Annotated in this window: 15 protein-coding genes and 1 pseudogene; 8 read left to right on the top strand and 8 right to left on the bottom strand. The window is 69.8% G+C overall.

The window, feature by feature from the left end:
* Positions 1-226 precede the first annotated feature (226 nt).
* The 4 genes and pseudogenes from FHX42_RS10020 (at position 227) to FHX42_RS10035 (ending at position 7,900) form a co-directional block, all read left to right on the top strand.
* Positions 227-5,674, top strand: a complete 5,448-nt coding sequence (locus tag FHX42_RS10020) for an ATP-binding protein (RefSeq protein ID WP_182543952.1) — start codon at positions 227-229, stop codon at positions 5,672-5,674.
* Positions 5,675-5,896: 222 nt separating this feature from the next.
* Positions 5,897-6,670, top strand: coding sequence for a hypothetical protein (locus tag FHX42_RS10025; RefSeq protein WP_182543953.1), 774 nt, complete (start codon positions 5,897-5,899; stop codon positions 6,668-6,670).
* Positions 6,671-7,000: 330 nt separating this feature from the next.
* A pseudogene (locus tag FHX42_RS10030) lies at positions 7,001-7,588 on the top strand (DUF4360 domain-containing protein).
* A gap of 153 nt (positions 7,589-7,741) precedes the next feature.
* Positions 7,742-7,900 (top strand): YqaE/Pmp3 family membrane protein, encoded by a 159-nt coding sequence (locus FHX42_RS10035; RefSeq protein ID WP_182543954.1) that lies wholly within the window; start codon positions 7,742-7,744, stop codon positions 7,898-7,900.
* Between the two features lie 74 nt (positions 7,901-7,974).
* On the opposite strand, the gene FHX42_RS10040 is transcribed toward FHX42_RS10035, so the two are convergent.
* The 4 genes from FHX42_RS10040 to fabG all read right to left on the bottom strand — a co-directional run bounded on the left by FHX42_RS10040 (position 7,975) and on the right by fabG (position 11,333).
* On the bottom strand, positions 7,975-8,712 hold the full coding sequence (locus FHX42_RS10040) for an HAD family hydrolase (protein WP_328796021.1): 738 nt from the start codon (positions 8,710-8,712) through the stop codon (positions 7,975-7,977).
* Positions 8,684-9,706, bottom strand: a complete 1,023-nt coding sequence (locus FHX42_RS10045) for a ferrochelatase (RefSeq protein WP_182543956.1) — start codon at positions 9,704-9,706, stop codon at positions 8,684-8,686. The genes FHX42_RS10040 and FHX42_RS10045 overlap by 29 nt, the downstream gene beginning before the upstream one ends.
* A gap of 73 nt (positions 9,707-9,779) precedes the next feature.
* Positions 9,780-10,547: an enoyl-ACP reductase FabI gene (gene fabI / locus FHX42_RS10050; RefSeq protein WP_182543957.1), complete on the bottom strand. Its 768-nt coding sequence runs from the start codon at positions 10,545-10,547 to the stop codon at positions 9,780-9,782.
* Between the two features lie 81 nt (positions 10,548-10,628).
* On the bottom strand, positions 10,629-11,333 hold the full coding sequence (fabG, locus tag FHX42_RS10055; protein ID WP_182543958.1) for a 3-oxoacyl-ACP reductase FabG: 705 nt from the start codon (positions 11,331-11,333) through the stop codon (positions 10,629-10,631).
* A gap of 203 nt (positions 11,334-11,536) precedes the next feature.
* Here fabG and FHX42_RS10060 point away from each other — a divergent pair, with 203 nt between their 5' ends.
* Positions 11,537-14,419 (top strand): FAD-binding and (Fe-S)-binding domain-containing protein, encoded by a 2,883-nt coding sequence (locus tag FHX42_RS10060; protein WP_182543959.1) that lies wholly within the window; start codon positions 11,537-11,539, stop codon positions 14,417-14,419.
* A gap of 7 nt (positions 14,420-14,426) precedes the next feature.
* Here FHX42_RS10060 and FHX42_RS10065 read toward each other — a convergent pair whose 3' ends face one another.
* Positions 14,427-14,843, bottom strand: a complete 417-nt coding sequence (locus tag FHX42_RS10065) for an ATP-binding cassette domain-containing protein (RefSeq protein ID WP_182543960.1) — start codon at positions 14,841-14,843, stop codon at positions 14,427-14,429.
* Between the two features lie 362 nt (positions 14,844-15,205).
* Between FHX42_RS10065 and FHX42_RS10070 the strand changes: the two genes are divergently transcribed.
* Positions 15,206-16,033, top strand: a complete 828-nt coding sequence (locus FHX42_RS10070; RefSeq protein ID WP_182543961.1) for an SDR family oxidoreductase — start codon at positions 15,206-15,208, stop codon at positions 16,031-16,033.
* A 107-nt stretch (positions 16,034-16,140) separates the two neighbouring features.
* Here FHX42_RS10070 and FHX42_RS27765 read toward each other — a convergent pair whose 3' ends face one another.
* Together FHX42_RS27765 and FHX42_RS10080 are read right to left on the bottom strand one after the other, a co-directional pair.
* On the bottom strand, positions 16,141-16,668 hold the full coding sequence (locus FHX42_RS27765; RefSeq protein WP_407926215.1) for a DUF3558 family protein: 528 nt from the start codon (positions 16,666-16,668) through the stop codon (positions 16,141-16,143).
* A complete protein-coding gene (locus FHX42_RS10080) occupies positions 16,665-16,892 on the bottom strand; it encodes a hypothetical protein (protein WP_182543963.1) in 228 nt (75 codons plus the stop codon). The genes FHX42_RS27765 and FHX42_RS10080 overlap by 4 nt, the downstream gene beginning before the upstream one ends.
* A 299-nt stretch (positions 16,893-17,191) precedes the next feature.
* Here FHX42_RS10080 and FHX42_RS27770 point away from each other — a divergent pair, with 299 nt between their 5' ends.
* Positions 17,192-17,965, top strand: a complete 774-nt coding sequence (locus FHX42_RS27770) for an SDR family NAD(P)-dependent oxidoreductase (protein WP_220480109.1) — start codon at positions 17,192-17,194, stop codon at positions 17,963-17,965.
* Here the strand turns inward: FHX42_RS27770 and FHX42_RS10090 are convergent.
* Positions 17,887-18,345, bottom strand: coding sequence for an ester cyclase (locus FHX42_RS10090; RefSeq protein WP_182543964.1), 459 nt, complete (start codon positions 18,343-18,345; stop codon positions 17,887-17,889). The two genes, FHX42_RS27770 and FHX42_RS10090, sit on opposite strands and share 79 nt — an antisense overlap.
* 112 nt (positions 18,346-18,457) lie before the next feature.
* On the opposite strand from FHX42_RS10090, the gene FHX42_RS10095 reads away from it, so the two are divergent.
* The gene (locus FHX42_RS10095) at positions 18,458-18,883 is read left to right on the top strand and encodes a DUF4440 domain-containing protein (protein ID WP_182543965.1); all 426 of its coding nucleotides are present in this window, start codon (positions 18,458-18,460) and stop codon (positions 18,881-18,883) included.
* Positions 18,884-18,945 lie beyond the last annotated feature (62 nt).

Below are 18,945 nucleotides of genomic sequence, written 5' to 3' on the forward strand. Positions count from 1 at the left end.
GATCGGCTACTCCGACGAATCGGAGTGTGGGAGAACGTGCTTCCGGCCCGTTCGCGCCTGCCCTGGTCAGTCGTGGGCGGCCGACGGCTTTTGGTCGTTTTCCACAACTGGGACCGGGTAACGTGCACTGTTCACGACATGGCGCCGGCAGCCGGTGGGCGGCAGGGTGAAGGAGCCGTCGTGCCGCGGCACGCACATCGTTGATCTACAGGAGAGGCTCGATCGGGTGTTCAGTCGTATCGCCATCGTCAACCGTGGTGAGGCCGCGATGCGGCTCATCAACGCAGTCCGGGATCTGGCCGCGGAAACCGCGACACCGATCGAGACCGTCGCCCTGTACACCGACGTCGACCGCACCGCCCGCTTCGTGCGCGAGGCCGACATCGCCTACGATCTCGGCCCCGCGTCCACGCGCCCGTACCTCGACCTGAAGGTGCTGAAGCGCGCGCTGGTGGACAGCGAGGTCGACGCAGCGTGGGTCGGGTGGGGCCTCGTCGCGGAGGACCCGGCGTTCGCGGACCTGTGCGAGGAGGTCGGAGTCACCTTCGTCGGGCCGAGCGCGGAGGCCATGCGCAAACTCGGCGACAAGATCGGGGCGAAGCTGATCGCCGAGGAAGTCGGCGTGCCGGTGGCGCCGTGGAGCCGCGGTGCGGTCGAGACCTCGGAGGCCGCTCTGGCGGCGGCGGCCGAGATCGGCTACCCGTTGATGCTGAAGGCGACCGCGGGCGGCGGCGGGCGCGGCATCCGCGTGATCACGAACGACGCCGAGCTCGCCGACGCCTACGAGCGCACCAGCCAGGAAGCCGCGCGGGCGTTCGGCAGCGGCATCGTGTTCATGGAGCGCCTGATCACCGGTGCCCGGCACGTCGAGGTTCAGGTGATCGCCGACGGCGAGGGCACCGCGTGGGCGCTCGGCGTCCGTGACTGCTCGGTGCAGCGGCGCAACCAGAAGGTCATCGAGGAGTCGGCGTCGCCGGTGCTCGGTCCCGTGCAGGTGGCCGAGCTCAAGGCCTCGGCCGAGCGGTTGGCCGTGGCGGTCGGTTACCGCGGCGCGGCGACCGTCGAGTTCCTCTACCACCCCGGCACCGAGCTGTTCGCGTTCCTCGAGGTCAACACCCGCCTGCAGGTCGAGCACCCGATCACCGAGTCCACCACCGGGTTCGACCTGGTCAAGGCGCAGCTGTGGGTGGCGTGCGGCCACGGGCTCGAAGGCGAGGTGCCGGTGGAGCGGGGGCACGCCGTCGAGGCCCGGTTGAACGCCGAGGACCCCGACCGCGACTTCGCGCCCGCCCCGGGCCGCATCGCGCGGCTGGGCCTGCCCGCCGGGCCGGGAGTCCGGGTGGACACCGGCGTCAGCGAGGGCGACACCATCCCCGCCGACTTCGACTCGATGATCGCGAAGATCATCGCCTGCGGCCGCGATCGCGACGAGGCGCTCGGGAGGCTGCGCCGGGCGATGGCACAGACCTCGGTGATCATCGAGGGTGGCGCGACGAACAAGAGCTTCGTGCTCGACCTGCTCGACCAGCCCGAGGTGATCGACGCCAGCGCGGACACCGGCTGGATCGACCGCGTCCGCGACGAGGGCAGGCTCGTCTCGCACCGGCACTCCGCCGTCGCGCTGGCGACCGCCGCCATCGAAGCCTACGAGGAGGAGGAACGCGTCGAGCAGCAGCGGCTGCTGTCGACGGCGTTCGGGGGGCGCCCGCAGGTGCAGCACGAGAGCGGCCGGCCGCTGGAGCTCAAGCTGCGTGGTGTCGGTTACCGCGTGCGCGTCTCGCGAGTCGGTGCGCATCGGTTCCGCATCGGCATCGAAGCCGGTGACGACGTCCGCACCGCCGACGTCGAGCTCGACCGCTTCGACCGGCACACCGGGCGGGTCGTCGTCAACGGCACCCGGTATCGCCTGCTCACCGGCACGCACGGACAGATCCACCTGGTCGAGGTGGACGGCGTGACGCACCGGGTCAGCCGGGAGGAGGGCGGCGTGGTCCGCTCGCCCGCCCCCGCGCTGGTCATCGCCACGCCGCTGGAGGTCGGTGCCGAGGTCGAGGCGGGCGCACCGGTGCTGGTGCTGGAGAGCATGAAGATGGAGACGGTGCTGCGGGCGCCGTTCAGGGCACGCCTGAAGGAATGCGTCGTGTCCGTGGGCAGCCAGGTGGAGACCGGTGTACCGCTGTTGCGGCTGGAGCCGCTCGCCGACGCCGGAACCGAGGACGCCTCGACCGCCGGGTCCGTCGAACTGGACCTGCCCGCCCCGCGCGAGGAGAGCCCGGTGCGAGAACGCACCACGCGCGGCCGGGAGGACCTGCGCAGCCTGCTGCTGGGCTTCGACGTCGATCCGCACGACGAGCACCGGGTGTTCGATGACTACCTCGCCGCGCGCCGGGCGGCCACCGAGGACGGCCACCGGCCACTGGCCGAGGAACTCGACCTCGTCGACGTGTTCGCCGACCTCGCCGAGCTGAGCCGCAACCGGCCGACGGGCGAGGACGGCCACGTGTACAACGCCCGCGAGTACTTCCACACCTACCTGCAGAGCCTCGACGTCGAGCGAGCCGGGCTGCCGGAGGCGTTTCAGGCAAAGCTGGCCCGAGCGCTCGGGCACTACGGTGTCACCGAGCTGGAGCGCTCCCCCGGGCTCGAAGCCGCGGTGTTCCGGATCTTCCTCTCACAGCAACGCGCGTCCGACGACGCCACGGTCATCGCGACGTTGCTGCGCGCGTGGCTGCGGGAACCACCGCCGGACGAGACGCTGCGCGAGCCCGCCGGTCTCGCGCTGGAGCGGCTGGTGGCCGCGACGCAGGGCCGCTTTCCCGTGGTCGCCGACCTCGCGCGCGGCGTGGTGTTCGCCTGGTTCGCCCAACCGCTGCTGCGCCGCAACCGCGCCCGCGTCTACGCCAACGTCCGCAAGCACCTGCGCCACCTGGACGCGCATCCGGACGCCCCGGACCGCACCGAGCGCATCGCCGAGATGGTGCGCAGCACCGAGCCACTGATGCGGCTGCTCGGCCAGCGGATTCTCCGCGACGGGCGGGACAACGCGACCATGCTGGAAGTGCTGACCCGGCGGTACTACGGCAACAAGGGGATCACCGGCGTCCGCACCGGCGAGGTCGCGGGCTGCACGTTCGTGGTCGTCGAACGCGCGGACTCGAGCGTGGTCTCCTCCGCGGTGAGCTTCGAAGCGTTGGGCAACGCGCTGCGCGGGCTCGCAGAGCTGGCCGGTGGCGAGGACGCCATCGACGCCGACATCTATCTCGCCTGGGAGAAGCAGCCGGAAGACTCCGACGCGATGGCGGAGGCGCTGCACGAGGTCGTCAGCGCGCACCCGCTGCCGGACCAGGTCCGCAGGCTCACCGCCACCGTCGCGGGCAGCAGCGGCGCGGTGATGCACCACCACTTCACGTTCCGCCCGTCGACCGCCGGGATGACCGAGGATCGGCTGATCCGCGGCCTGCACCCGTACATCGCGCGGCGGATGCAGCTGGAGCGGCTGAGCAAGTTCGACCTCACCCGGCTGCCGTCGTCGGACGAGGAGATCTACCTCTTCCGGTGCGTGGCGCGGGAGAACCCGTCGGACGACCGCCTCGTCGCCTTCGCGCAAGTGCGCGACCTGACCGAGCTGCGCGAGCACGACGGCAGGTTGGTCGCGCTGCCGACGGCCGAGGACACCATCGCCACCTGCCTCGACTCGATTCGCCGCGCCCGGTCGCGGCGATCGTCGCGGAAACACTTCAACACCAACCGGATCGTGGTCTACGTCTGGCCGCCGAGTGACATCACCCGCGCGGAGCTGGAGGGGATCGTCGAACGTGTGCTGCCGACGACCGCGGGCGCCGGGCTGGAGGAGATCCTGTTCATCGCACGGCAGCGCGACCGGAACACCGGCGAGCTGACCAAGATCGCCGTGCGCATCTCCTTCGACGCCACCGGCGGCACCGAGCTGACCGTCGGCGATCCGCCGGTCGAACCGATCGAGCCGGTCGACGACTACCGGCAGAAGGTGCTGCGCGCGAGCAGCCGCAACACGGTCTACCCGTACGAGCTGACCGACCTGCTCGGTGACTTCGTCGAGCACGACCTCGACGACGACCACGCACTGGTGCCGGTCGACCGGCCGAAGGGGCACAACACCGCGGCGATCGTCGCGGGCGTGGTCACCACGCCGACCCAGCGGCACCCGCAGGGCGTCACCAGGGTCGTGCTGCTCGGCGACCCGACGAAGTCGCTCGGGGCGCTGTCGGAGCCGGAGTGCCGCCGCGTGCTCGCCGCACTGGACCTGGCCGAGCGGATGCGGGTGCCGCTGGAGTGGTACGCGTTGTCCGCCGGCGCCCGGATCTCCATGGAGTCGGGCACGGAGAACATGGACTGGGTGGCCGCGGCACTCAAGCGGATCGTCGAGTTCACCCAGGACGGCCACGAGGTCAACATCGTGGTCGCGGGCATCAACGTCGGCGCGCAGCCGTACTGGAACGCCGAGGCCACGATGCTCATGCACACCAAGGGCGTCCTGGTGATGACCCCGGAATCGGCGACGGTGCTCACCGGCAAGCAGTCGCTCGACTTCTCCGGTGGCGTCTCGGCCGAGGACAACTTCGGCATCGGCGGTTACGACCGGGTGATGGGCCCGAACGGGCAGGCGCAGTACTGGGCGCCGAACCTGACCGCCGCACGGGACGTGCTGATGTCGCACTACGACCACACGTACGTCACCCCCGGTGAGGAGGCGCCGCGGCGGACGATGACGACCGACCCCGTCGGCCGCGACGTCTCCGACTTCCCGCACGCCGTGGAGGGCAGCGACTTCACCACCGTCGGCGAGATCTTCTCCGCCGAGGCCAACCCGGACCGCAAGAAACCGTTCGACATCCGAACCGTGATGCGGGCGCTGTCCGACCAGGACCACCCGGTGCTGGAACGCTGGGCGGGCATGGCCGACGCGGAGACCACAGCGGTGCAGGACGTGCATCTCGGCGGCATGCCGGTGTGCCTGCTCGGCATCGAGTCACAAGCGACGCCCCGGCGCGGATTCCCACCCACCGACGGCCCGGACACCTACACCGCGGGCACGCTGTTCCCGCGCTCGTCGAAGAAGGCCGCACGGGCGATCAACGCGGCCAGCGACAACCGGCCGCTTGTGGTGCTGGCGAACCTGTCGGGCTTCGACGGCTCACCGGAGTCGATGCGCAAGCTGCAGCTGGAGTACGGCGCCGAGATCGGCCGCGCGATCGTGAACTTCCGCGGGCCCATCGTGTTCTGCGTGATCTCGCGGTACCACGGCGGTGCGTTCGTGGTGTTCTCGAAGGCGCTCAACCCGAACATGACCGTGCTCGCGCTGGAGGGCTCGTTCGCCTCGGTGCTCGGCGGCGCCCCCGCCGCCGCGGTGGTCTTCTCCGGCGACGTCAACGCCCGCACCGCAGCCGATCCGCGCGTGCAGGAGTTGGAGGCCCGCGTGGCGGCCGCATCCGGTGTCGACCGCGGCGCGTTGACCGCGGAGCTCGACGAGCTGCGCTCCTCGGTTCGCACGGAGAAGCTCGGCGAGGTGGCCACGGAGTTCGACCGCGTGCACAACATCCAGCGCGCCGTCGAGGTCGGTTCCGTCGACGCCGTCATCCGCGCCGCCGAACTCCGCCCCCGCATCATCGAGGCCCTCGAATCCCACCCGCGCTGATCTCCGGCGCCACGGGAGGACATGGTCAGCCTGCCCGTGGACCGGCCGTCTGCACCGGTCATGCCGAACCCCGTCGCGCGCGACGGGGTTCGGCAGCTGACGTCGAAAGAACCGTCATGTGGCTGCTACCGCTCGGTGCGGTCTCCGCGCTCTCCGCCCCGGAGCCGGGAACGGGGGGTCGAATCCGTATCCTTGGTGGACGTGCCATGCCCAAGTGCCACTATGGTCGTCTGGACATCCGCGTGGCTGCACGGAGCCGCGGCCTCCGACGACGTCGTCGATGCCCTGCAAACGTGGGCCGAGGACCACGAGGTGCGTGCGGCCTCCGACGAGCTCGCGACTCGTCTGGAGCTGCCCGGTCCGCAGGGCCGCCCGGCCGGCGCGGGGTTGCTGCTGGCCGCGCTGCGCAAGGCCGGTGCCGCTCGTGGGGATCTCGTGCTGCCGGTGGCCGGTGATGTTCGCGGGCTCGACGGGGCGAGTCCGTTTTCCCAGTTCGCGCTGCGCTGCGGTGAGGCGGGGGTCTTCGCCGACGCCGGGCTGGGGGTAGTGCCGGAGCACGTCGCCGAAGGCGTGCTGCGCTGGAGCGTGTTCGAACTCGGTGTGTTGCCTCCCGCCGAGTACGTGCCGATCGGCGAGGCGGAGCACGGGATGGCCTCGGCGATGCGGGAGGCGGCCAGTACCCTCAACGACCTCGACATCGCCCGGCACCGTCCCGGGGTGCGCGGCGAGATCGCCGAGGCGGTGTCGGCTCGTCCCCAGCCGGACTGGCCCGACGACGCTCCCCAGCGCCCGCTGCGGGTCCTGCAGCGGGCCGCGGAGGTCGAGGCCATCCTGCGGGTGGCCTCCGACGACGCTCCCGGTGGTGCTTTGTCGTCCTCGGCCACGCGTGCCCGGACCGATGCCCTGCGTCCCCTGTTCGACGCGGTCCGCTCCGCCCGCTGCGCGGCCGTGGCCGAGATGGTGCGTGTGCTGGCCGACCGCACCGAGCAGTACTGACGACGCGGACGGTCGTTCACCCGGTCCCGCAAACTTGACGGAATTCCGGTTCGTTTCGACACCTCATCGCAACAAAAGTCTCCACGGGCGACGGTTCCGTTCGGTCGCGGCCCGCGCGCGTAATCCCGGGAACGACGATGGTCCGATCGGTCCATCGTCGCCGATATCGATTATCGATCCCCGTCTTAATTCTGGTGATCCCCCGGTTCCCCACCGACGGAAATCCCCCCTCGTCGAGGAAAGCACCGGGCCGGATCGTTGTTCAAACCAATGATCCGTCGACGCGGCGAATCTCGTTCGTGCTCGACGGAATGACGAGACTCGGTTTCGGTGCCCCCGCGTCCGCGCACCCCTGGAGTCCCCCCGAGCGACGAGATCGTCATCGACGTCGCGACCGTCAACGGTGCGGGCTGTCCCCAGGGGGACGGCCGCCGTCGCCGTGGCGCCGGACAACACGGCCTTCACGGCGACCTACAGCGACTACCTGGCTCAGGTGGGGCCCAACTCCACCGCCACCGACTTCCGCAAGAACTGCCAGATCAACCTGCTGGTCCACGTTCCGCACGGATTCACCTACGCGACTGCCAAGGCCGATTATCGCGATTTCGCCCACCTGGAGTCCGGCGCCAGGACCGAACAGCGAGCGAACTACTACTTCCAGGGAAATTCGCCGACGGCGACCACGAAAAGGGAGTTCAACGGCCCCCCGACGAGAACTGGCAGACAACGCACGAGGTCGAGACCGGCCAGTTGGTGTACGCCCCCTGCGGGGAGCAACGCTACTTCAACATCAACACCGAGTTGCGCGTGTATTCCGACGATTCGACTCCGACGGCGACCAGCTTCGTCACCATGGACTCGACGGACGGAAGTATCGACACCACCCATCACCTCGCCCGGAAGAAGTGTGGTGCGTAGTCCACGGCTTCCGCGCTAGCGGGAAGAGCCCGGGTTCGGGGTCCGGGTGAACGCGGCCCCGGCCCCGGGGGCGACCGGTGGTGCCGTGAAACTCACCCACTGGTCACCGGCACCGCGTGTGTCCGAAGTCCTCGCCGTGGGTACCACCCGGGCATGGATATCGTCCGGGTCATCTGTGCCATCATATTTCCCCCGCTCGGGGTCGCGTTGCAGGTTGGATTCCGCGGGGCGTTCTGGCTCAACATCCTGCTCACGATCCTCGGGTTCATCCCCGGTATCGTCCACGCCCTCTACGTCATCCTCCGCCGCTAGAGTTCGGGGGCTGCACCGACACCGCCCCGGTCCGGCACGAGGAACGCCGGATCCGGGCCGCGGTGGAGCCGACCTCACGCGGTGGCCGCGATCGCGGTGGGGAGGTCACCGATCGTGGGCAGCACGTGAGTGTGCGGGGCGTTGCCGAGCTCCTCGGCCCCGTGCGCCCCGGTGAGCACGCCGGCCACCATGCCCGCACCGGCTCGGGTGCCGGCCAGCAGGTCGTTGACCGTGTCCCCCGCGACCGCCACGCCGCCCATCGATCTCGTGGACAGCCGCAGAGCCGCCGTCAGGACCAGGTCCGGATGCGGTCGCCCCCGGGACACGTCCGAGGGGCACAGCACGAGATCGACGAGATCGCTCCACCCGAGCGCCTCGACGAGCCGGTCGCGCGTGGCCGCGTCGAAACCGGTCACCAGCGCCACCCCGATGTCGAGCTCTCGCAGGTACCGGAGGGCATCGGCGGCGTGGGGCAGCGCCGTCACCGTGCCCGCCGACACGTGCTCGGCCAGCACTTCCTCGAACGCGGCGTGCGCGCGGGAAGCAAGCGCGTGATCGCCGTCGAGGACGGCGGCGAACATGTCCGGCTTGGAAGCACCCCGCAGCGCCCGGAATCGTCGGTCGAGGTCGTCGGGCAGCGGTGCCTCGACCCGCTCCAGCGCCGCTCGGAACGACTTCTCCACCACACCGTTGTCAGCAACAGTGGTTCCCGCCATGTCAAGCACCGCCACGTCCACGGCGGCCACACTATCCCGGAACTCCCCGGAAGGGGGGCCTAATCGCTCAACAACATCCCGGGGCGCAGGGAGCACCGTTGGTGGTGCAGCCCGCCGACGGCAGGGTGGAGAGCTTGCGGGCGGGTTGGGATTCGAGGTGCTCGTCGACGAGGTCGGCGATCATCCGCGTGAATCGGGGATCCGTACCGGCTGTGGCGGCCCGGGCGAAGCCCAGCCCCAGTTCGGCGGCCTTCTCCTCGGCCTCGTTGTCGAGGTCCCAGACGACTTCGAGGTGATCGGAGACGAAACCGATCGGGCTGACCACGACCGCGCCGACGTCCTTGGCGTGCAGCTCGCCGAGGTGGTCGCAGATGTCGGGTTCCAGCCACGGCACGCTCGGCGGCCCGGAACGGGACTGCCAGACCACGTCGTAGGTACCCACGTCGGCGTCGTGGGCAACCAGCCGGGCCGCTTCGGCGACCTGGCGGGAGTACCAGTGCGGCTGCCCGTCGGCGCCGGGCTGCTCGTCGGCGCTCAGCGGCACCGAGTGCGCGGTGAACACCAGCCGCGCCTGATCCCGCACCGCCGGGTCCAGACGAGCGTAGGCCCGGCCGACGGCATCGGCGTTGGCCTGCACGAACAGGGGGTGGTCGTAGAACTGTCGCAGCTTGACCAGCTCCGGAGCACGGTCTCCGACGGCTTCACGTGCCCGGGCGATGTCCTCGTGGTACTGCTTGCAGCCCGAATAACCGCCCCAGGCCGACGTGGCGAACACCAGCGCCCGCCCGATCCCGTCGTCGGCCATCCGGGCGACGGTGTCCTCGACGAGGGGATGCCAGTTGCGGTTGCCGAAGTAGATCGGCAGGTGCCGCCCGCGAGTGCTCAGCTCGGTCTCCAGAGCCGCCATGATCTCCCGGTTCAGCCGGTTGATCGGTGAGACGCCACCGAAGTGGTGGTAGTGCTCGGCCACGGCGTCCAGCCGCTGCTCGGGAACGCCCCGGCCCCGGGTCACGTTCTCCAGGAAAGGGCGGACTTCCTCAGGGCCTTCGGGACCGCCGAAGGACAGGAACAGCAGCGCGTCGAAACTCACCCGACCATGATGACCTCGCGGGATCGGGACCGCTCACCCGGGGGCGCGGGCGAGTGAACGGTCCCACGCAGGCTCACGCTCCCAGCGCGTGGAACCCCCCGTCGGCCATGACCATCGACCCGGTGGTCTTGGGCAACCAGTCCGACAGCAGCGCGCACACCGACTGCCCGACCGGTGTCGGGTCCTCGACGTCCCAGCCCAGCGGGGCACGCTCGCCCCAGGTGTCCTCCAGGCCCTTGAAGCCGGGGATGGACTTGGCGGCCATCGTGCGCACGGGACCGGCCGAGACCAGGTTGACCCGGATGCCCCGGGGGCCGAGCTCACGAGCCAGGTACCGCGAGGTCGACTCCAGCGCGGCCTTGGCCACCCCCATCCAGTCGTAGGCGGGCCAGGCCACGCGGGCGTCGAAGTCCATGCCCACGACCGAACCGCCCTGCCCCATCAGCGGCAGGCACGCCTTGGTCAGCGACTTCAGCGAGTACGCCGAGATCTCCAGGGCGCTGGAGACGTCCTCCCACGGGGCCTCCAGGAAATCCGCGCCCAGGCAGGAAGCGGGCGCGAAACCGATCGAGTGCACCACTCCGTCGAGGCCGTCGACGTACTCGCCGACCTTGCCGGACAGGCCATCGAGGTGCTCGGAGTTGGTGACGTCGAGTTCGACCACCGGGGCCTGCTTCGGCAGGCGTTCGGCGATGCGTTCGATCAGCCGCATCCGGCCGAACCCGGTCAGGACGACCTCGGCGCCCTGTTCCTGGGCGACCTTGGCCGTGTGGAAGGCGATCGAGGAATCGGTGATCACACCGGTGACCAGGATTCGTTTACCGTCGAGCAGTCCAGGCACGTGCATCCTCCGGACGAGTTCGCGAAACAGTTGGGCAACAGCAACGACGACAGGGCGACAACGCGCGTTCGGCCACAGTGGTCAGTGACCCATGCCGACACCACCGTCGACGGGGATCACCGCACCGGTGACGTAACCGGCCGATTCCGAGGCCAGCCAGGTCACGGCACCGGCGACCTCGTCGGGTTCGGCGAAACGAGCCAGCGGCACCTGATCGAGGATCTCCTTCTTCCGCTGCTCGCTGAGCGCCTCGGTCATGTCGGTGGTCACGAACCCGGGGGCGACCACGTTCGCGGTGATGCTGCGCGAGCCCAGTTCCCGAGCCACCGACCGGGCGAAACCGACCAGCCCCGCCTTGCTCGCCGCGTAGTTGGCCTGCCCGGCGCCACCGGACAACCCCACCACCGAGGACACGAAGATCATGCGGCCCCTGCGGTTGCGCAGCATGCTGCTCGCGGCGCGCTTGGCCACCCGGTAGGACCCCGCCAGGTTGGCGTCGACGACCCCGTCGAACTGGTCGTCGTCCATGCGCAACAACAGGCCGTCGTCGGTGATGCCGGCGTTGGCCACCAGCACCTCGATCCTGCCGTGGGCGGCCTCGGCCTCGTCGAAGGCCGCCGAGACCTGCTCGGTGTCGGTGACGTCGCAATGCACCCCCAGCAGCCCCTCCGGAGCACCGGACCCGCGGTGGGTCACCGCCACCTTGTCCCCGGCCGCCTCGAACGCCCGGGCGATAGCCAGCCCGATCCCCCGATTTCCGCCGGTCACCAACACCGACCGTGCCACTGTCGATCTACCTCCCGCCAACGCCTGGTGGTCACCACTGTCATGGTCGTGACAGCCGAAAGAGTATCGGCCGCGCGATGTTCGAGCCGCATCGGATGCGATCCCTCCCCCGGCCGTGTCGTGGATCACCAGCGGTCATCATGGACGCCGAAGCAGTCACGTCCCGACACTGATGCCCATCCCGTCGGCAGGAGCGCGTTGCGATGACCACCTCACCCCCCACGACCCTCCCGGACTTCGCCACCGAACTGCGCGCCACGATCGACGGGCAGGCCCGCTTCGACGCCGGTTTCCGGGCGTTGTACGCCACCGACGCGTCGAACTACCGCCACGTGCCGGTCGGAGTCGTGTTCCCGCACCACGCCGACGACGTGGTGGCCACGATGGGCATCGCCCGCGCCCACGGCCTGTCGGTGACCAACCGGGGCGCCGGCACCAGCATCGCGGGCAACGCCTGCGGGCAGGGCCTGGTGCTGGACTTCTCCCGCCACATGAACCGCATCCTCGACATCGACGCCGACCGGCGCCTGGCCCGGGTGCAGCCGGGAGTGGTGTTGGACGAGCTGCGCGCGGCCGCCGCGCCCCACGGGTTGACCTTCGGCCCCGACCCGTCCACGCACAGCCGGTGCACCCTCGGCGGCATGATCGGCAACAACTCCTGCGGCACCCACTCGGTGGCCTGGGGAAAGACCGTCGACAACGTACGGAGCCTGGAGGTGCTGCTCGACGACGGCACCCGGCTGGAAGTCGGCCCCACCCCGCCCGAGGAGATGGAGGCCCTGTGCGCCCGCGGCGACCGCGTCGGACGGCTCTACCGGTCGCTGCGGGAGCTGATCGGCGAGGCCGGTGACGACATCCGAGCGGGCTTCCCCGACCTCACCCGCCGGGTCTCCGGCTACAACCTCGACCAGCTGCTGCCCGAGAACGAGTTCCACCTCGCCCGCGCGCTGGTCGGTACCGAGGGCAGCTGCGCGACGGTGCTCAGCGCCACCGTGGAGCTGGTGCCCTCCCCGCCGAAGCGGGCGATGGTGGTGCTGGGCTTCGCCGACACCTACGCCGCCGCCGACGAGGTCACCCGGCTGCGGGACCTGGAGGCGCTGGCCATCGAGGGACTCAGCGCCGAGCTGGTCGAGGTGGTGTCCCACCGCAATCCGGAGTCACCGGCGCTGCCGCTGCTGCCCGGGGGGCGCAGCTGGCTGCTGGTGGAAACCGGCGGGAACACCACCGAGGAGGCCGAGTCCGGTGCCCGGCGGATCGTCGAGGCGCTCGGCGACCGCGTCGAGACGGTCACCCACACCGATCCCGCGCGGATGGCGGCGCTGTGGAAGATCCGGGAGGAGGGATCCGGCTACTCCACGCGGATGATCGACGGCTCGGAACGCTGGTCCGGCTGGGAGGACGCGGCGGTGCCGCCGGAGAACCTGGGGGCCTACCTGCGGGAGTTCGACTCCCTGCTGGAGCGCTTCGGGCGCAGGGGCATCACCTACGGCCACTACGGCGACGGCTGCATCCACGTGCGCATCGACTTCGACCTGCTCTCCGAGTCCGGAGTGGCGAACTACCGGGCTTTCCTGGAGACCGCGGCCGATCTCGTCGTCGCCCACGGCGGCTCGGTCTCCGGTGAGCACGGCGACGGCCAGGCCCGCTCGGAGCTGTTGAAGCGCATGTACTCGTCCGAGGTGATCGCCGCGTTCGAGCGGTTCAAGGACGCCTTCGACCCCGCCGACCGGCACAACCCGGGGCAGATCGTGCGTCCCCGGCCGGTGGACGCCGATCTGCGGGTGCTGGTGTCTCCCCCCGAGATCCCCAGCCGCACGACGTTGGCGCTGCACGACGACGGTGGGGACCTGGCATCGGCGACGCGGCGCTGCGTGGGCATCGGCAAGTGCCTGAACCCCTCGGGCGGGGTGATGTGTCCGAGCTACCGGGCCACCAAGGACGAGAAGCACTCCACCCGGGGCCGGGCGCACCTGCTGTTCGAGATGCTGGGGGGCGAGACCATCACCGACGGGTGGCGCTCCACCGAGGTCCGGGACGCACTGGACCTGTGCCTGTCCTGCAAGGGCTGCAAGACCGACTGCCCGACCGGCGTGGACATGGCCACCTACAAGGCCGAGTTCCTGCACCACCACTACCGCCACCGGATGCGTCCGCTGTCGCACTACTCGATGGGGTTCCTGCCGCTGTGGCTGACGGCGGGCCAGTACGCGCCCGGCCTGGCCAACCGGGTGCTAGGCGGTCGGCTGGCGCCGCTACTCAAACGCATGGGCGGCATCGCCCCGCAGCGCGATCTGCCCGCCCTGGCCGAGACCAGCCTGCGCGCGTGGTGGAAACGGCGCCGCTCCGGCTCGCGCGGCGGTCGCCCCGTCGTGCTGTTCCCGGACACCTTCACCAACCACTTCGAACCCGGCATCGGCCGCGACGCCGTGGCCGCGCTGGAGGCCCTGGACCAGTCGGTGCGGATGCCCGCGGCGCCGGTGTGCTGCGGACTGACCTGGGCCTCCACCGGGCAGCTCGACATCGCGCGGACCATGGTGCGCCGCACGGCGCGGCTGCTGCGCCCGCAGGTCCGGTCGGGGATGCCGGTGCTGGGGCTGGAACCGAGCTGCACCGCGTTCCTGCGCAACGACGCGCTCGAACTGGCCCCGCACGATCCCGACGTCGCGGCGCTGGCCGAGGCCACGAAGACCTTCGCCGAGTGGGTCGAACCGACGCGTCAGCAGTGGCAGCGCACCGAGGAAAACTTCGACGCCGAAGCGCTGGTGCAGGTGCACTGCCACCAGTACTCGGAGCTGGGCTTCGAGCCCGACCGGCGAGCCCTGGAGGCCACGGGCGTGGCTCCCCGGGTGCTGGACTCGGGCTGCTGCGGGTTGGCGGGCAACTTCGGGTTCGAACGCGGCCACTACGACGTCTCGATGGCCTGCGCCGAGGACACCCTGCTGCCGGCCGTGCGCGCGGCCGAGCCCGGCACCGACGTCGTCGCCGACGGTTTCAGCTGCCGCACCCAGCTGCGCCACGCCACCGAGGCCGAGCCCCTGCACCTGGCCACCCTCGTGGCCCGTTCCCTCGGGGTCGCCGAGTCGTAGCGCCCGGTCACGGCCGGGGTGATTCCTGCCCGTCCACCAAGGCCCCGTCCCGCATGGTCGTCACGGCATCGACGCCGTCGAGGTGCTCGGTGTCGTGGGTGACCATCACGGTGGCGACGTCGTAGTGCCGGGTGACCTCGACGATCAGGTCGATGATCCGGGCACCGCGATCGTGGTCGAGCGCGGCGGTGGGTTCGTCGACCAGCAACACCGTGGGCTCACCGGTCAGGGCGCGGGCGATGTTGACGCGTTGACGTTCACCGCCGGAGAGCCGATGGGCCCGGCGACGCCGCTTGTCGGCCAGACCAACCGTGGCCAGCAGGTCCTCGGCGCCGCGTCGGCGCGCCACCGAGCGCCGCCGCATGTGGTCGGTGACCAGCAACTGTTCGGTGGCTGTCAGGGACGCGACGAGGTTGGGCTGCATCTACGACAAACTCGACGTCGACAACCGCACGGCGGCGATCGCCGCGGCCCTCGACAGGGGGATCCTGCGCCCCCTGAAGCCGCCCCGAACGTCCCGAAGTGACCCGGGCTGATTACCCCGAACCAAGACCACGCACAACCGGGGAGGGGCAGGGGAACTCGGTGTCCTCCTGGCCTTCGTGGTCCGGACCTCGGCCCCTCCCCGATCACCGGCCTGCTGGACACCAGCGGTCGGGTGGTCGATTTCACCGACCCGGCGCGGTCACTGGGCGCACTCCCCACCGGATCGGTTTGACCTCAAGTGCGGTCGAAGTCGGAGGATCACCGGCGTCCGAGGGAAACTCGTGTGTCGGGAGTACGTCGATGATCGTGGTGACCGGAGCGACGGGGAACGTGGGCAGCGTGGTGGTGCGTCGGCTCGCGGAACGGGGCGTGTCGGCGCGTGCGCTGACCCGGGACGCGAGTCGTGCGGTGATGCCGTCCGGCGTCGACGTCGTCGAGGGCGACCTGACCCGGCCGGAGTCGCTGCGGCCGGCGTGGGACGACGCGGAGTCGCTGTTCCTGCTGACGACCGGGAACGAGGATGTGGCGGCAATCCTCGAATCGGCGCGGCAAGCGGGCATCGAGCACGTGGTGCTGGTGTCGTCCCTGCTGGCTCAGACGCACCCGGATTCGCCCATCGGCCGTGGCGCGCTGCGGGGAGAACGGGCCGTGCGGGACAGCGGCATGTCCTGGACGATCCTGCGGGCGTGGGAGTTCTCCTCGAATGCGGTGTGGTGGGCACCGTCGATCCGCGATCACGGCACGGTTCGCGCCACCGGCGTGGACGCGGCGTCTCCGGTGATCGACCCCGCCGACATCGCCGCGGTCGCTGCTGCGGCGCTGACCGAGCGGGGGCACGAAGGGCGGATCCATGCCCTCACCGGGCCCGCGGAAGTCACCGTCCGCGAACGGGTGCGAATCCTGGGCCGGGTGTTGGATCGTGACCTCGTGCTCGAGGAGATGAACGCGGCCGAAGCCCTCGAGAACCTGAAGCGGTTCATGCCCGAGGAGGTGGTCGAACCCGTGATCGGCACGGACTCCGGCGAGGACCGAGGTCCCGGTGTCCTCTCCACGGTGGAGTCGGTGACCGGAGCGCCCGCACGCACCTTCCACCAGTGGGCGCTCGACCACACCGGCGCATTCCGCTGATCTCCCGTCGGGCCCGATACTGCTCAATATCAGAACACACCGCACCAGGGTGTTTCTGACGTCGAGGAGCGTCGCGGCCACAGTGCCCGCACACGACTGTTGCTGCGTCACCCGGCGAGTGTCAGGAGTGCGGCTCCCGCGAACCGGCGAGCCGTCTCACACGTGGGTGGATCATCTGTCGAGTTTCCACTCACGTGCACTTTCAGCGACTGGTCACTCGCCACGTCGGCGTATGACGTGCAGCTGTCGTGCGGCCCACTCCCGGATTCGCCGTACTCAAGCCTGATCACACGATATCCCTGCACCCGGGGCAAATCGACCGCCCGGGAGGACTCCATGGATCCGTTGGTCCACCGATCGATTCCGTGGTTCGTTACGACAGCGACAGAGACAGTCCCCCCGTACCGGGGCGAGTACTGACAACTCGTCCCTTCTTCGTCCGCACCTTCCACAACCGAAACCGGTTGCGGAGGTGCCTTCACTTGAAGATTACGCAGGTCTGCCCGCGAAATCAGATCACATGGCTCTACATCGTCCAACGACAACTCGCGTGGTCGGTCCGACGAGCCACACGCCGTCGCCACGCCCAACAGCACCAGCACCGCGGACACGAACCGCACCGTACGACCGCTCATCCGTAGTACCGCACCTTCAGCTCGGCGACTTGAGCCTGGAAGTGCTGGATCAGACGCGGAGTTACCTCGGCGACTCGCGCGACGAACTCGCGCTCGCTCAGCTCGCGCACGGTACCGGGACGGATCGTCGCGCTGAAGTCCCGCATCCCGACCGTCGAGATCCCGCCCGCCCCCTCCCGCGCACTCGCGCACTCGCCGATCGCACTGTCGTACGCACCGGACACTGTCGGCAGGTCGGATTTGGCAACCTGTCTCAGCCCGTAAAGATCGGCACCGAACCCCTTGCCCGTGTGTGCCTTTTTCCTGTCCTTCGATCGATGTCGTAACCGTGATGCTATTCGACGCCCCTCGTTCAGGTTCACCAGGACTGTGCGTGCCCTGTGACACGATCCTTACCGGCCCCCAACCAGGGTGACGGGCTTTCGAACCGGTTTCCGTCAGGCTAGATCTTGATCTGGAGCGCGCTCTAGCTCCTGCCGTCCGAGATCGTTGCGGAAGCGATCCACGATGGACAGGAGCAGTGATGGCGCGATTCACGGGTAAGCGAGTGCTGATCACCGGATGCACCAGCGGTATCGGTCTGGCCGGTGCGAAGCGCATCGCCGCCGAGGACGGTCACGCGATCGTGACCGGCACCCATCCGCACCGACTCGCTGCGGCCCGGCAGGAGTTGCCGCAATGCCGGGTCGTGACCAACGACGCCGATCCGAGTGCTGCCGAGGCCCTCGCGGAGGAAGTCGCGGACGGCGGTGGTCTCGACGGGGTGTGGCTCGACGCCGGATACGCGGCCGTGTCCGACGTCGACGAGGTCGCCGGGGCTCGTTCCTGCCCCCCGACGACAGGCTGCGAGCGTTTCGGAGGGTGCCCCGGCCCGTGCCGCGCTGGTCAGTTGACGATTGATGGGAGCACTCACGCGAACGTAGAGAACCATCCAGGCGCCGCCGCAGACCACGGCCACCCCGTTGGCGACCGCACCATCGATCCGGCCCGCCAGGCCAGCGGTGACCGCGGCGAGCGCCGCGGCCACCCCGCCCAGGACGCCGGGGATGGGCATGCGGCGATCACCGTAGCGATGGATCTGGCCCATGCTCATCACGAGAGTCCGGTCGTCGACCTGGGTGAGCGCGGGTCGCTGCACGATCGCGCAGAACATGTCCGTGCCGTACACAACGGCCGTCCCAAGGAGTGCGACCACGGTGAGTGCGAGACTCGGTGTGGTCATCGCTCGCCTCCCGCGCGCAGGCGACGAAGCGGGAACATGATCCCTGCCCGCAGCAGGGCGAACGGCCCGAACTGACGGATCATCTCGAGGGCGTTCAGCTCGTCCCAGTGCTCGACGAACATGCCGTCGGCTACGCGCCAGACGTCGATCGAGCGCATCTCGATGCGGCGCCCACTCGCGGGGATGCCGAAGAACTCCCCACGGTGTGTTCCGCGATAGGTGAAACGTCCGACAACTCGATCCTCGGTCACCACCAGATCCTCCATGGTGGCCCGCACGTCCGGCAGAGCGGCGAAGAAGTCGGCCCAGAACGCCCGGTTGGCTTCCCTGCCGTTGACGACGAAGGGGTTGTGGTTGACGTAGTCGACGGCCACGAATTGCTCGACCAGGTCAGGATCGTGCTCGTTGAGCATCCGCAGAAAGACTTCGGCCAACGCGCGATTCGCATCGGTCACGGGATGCACCTCCACGCCCCGCGTCGTCCACGGGCGGGGCGAGCGGCGATCTTGACTTCGAGTTTGGTTGAACTCTTAGTCTCGGCCGCAGACACCGACCGAGGAGGAAGACATGACCACGAGCGAGCTGCGGCCGGCCCTGAGCGACCCGGCGGCACAGGCCGCCGCCGAGGCGGCGGTGGCCGATTTCGCCGCCGAGCTCCAGGAGGGTTTGGACACCGCGAGTGCCGAGGCCTACGACCGCTCCTTCGCCGCGGACGTGATGTGGGGCAGCCCCTACGGCCGGACGCTGACCGACATCGACGAGCTGATGGCCATACATCGCCGGCTCATGGCCGCCGAGGTGGCACCGCCGTCCCGCTTCGAGGTCGCCGGAGTGCTCGGCCCGGCACCCGGCGTCGCGATCGCGCACATCCGCAGGCAGGCGCTGGACGGCACCGGTTTCTCCGAGATGGCGCTTTACACGTTGATCGAGCGTCACGGCCGGTGGTGGTTGGCCGCCGCCCAGAACACCCCGGTTGCCCAGGCGTCGGAATGACCGAGCAGCCGAGTTGCCGGGCGTGCGCAGCATCCTCGCCCGGTTGGTGAACCGGGGTGTTC

It is taken from the genome of Halosaccharopolyspora lacisalsi (assembly GCF_014137975.1).
GTDB lineage: Bacteria > Actinomycetota > Actinomycetes > Mycobacteriales > Pseudonocardiaceae > Halosaccharopolyspora > Halosaccharopolyspora lacisalsi.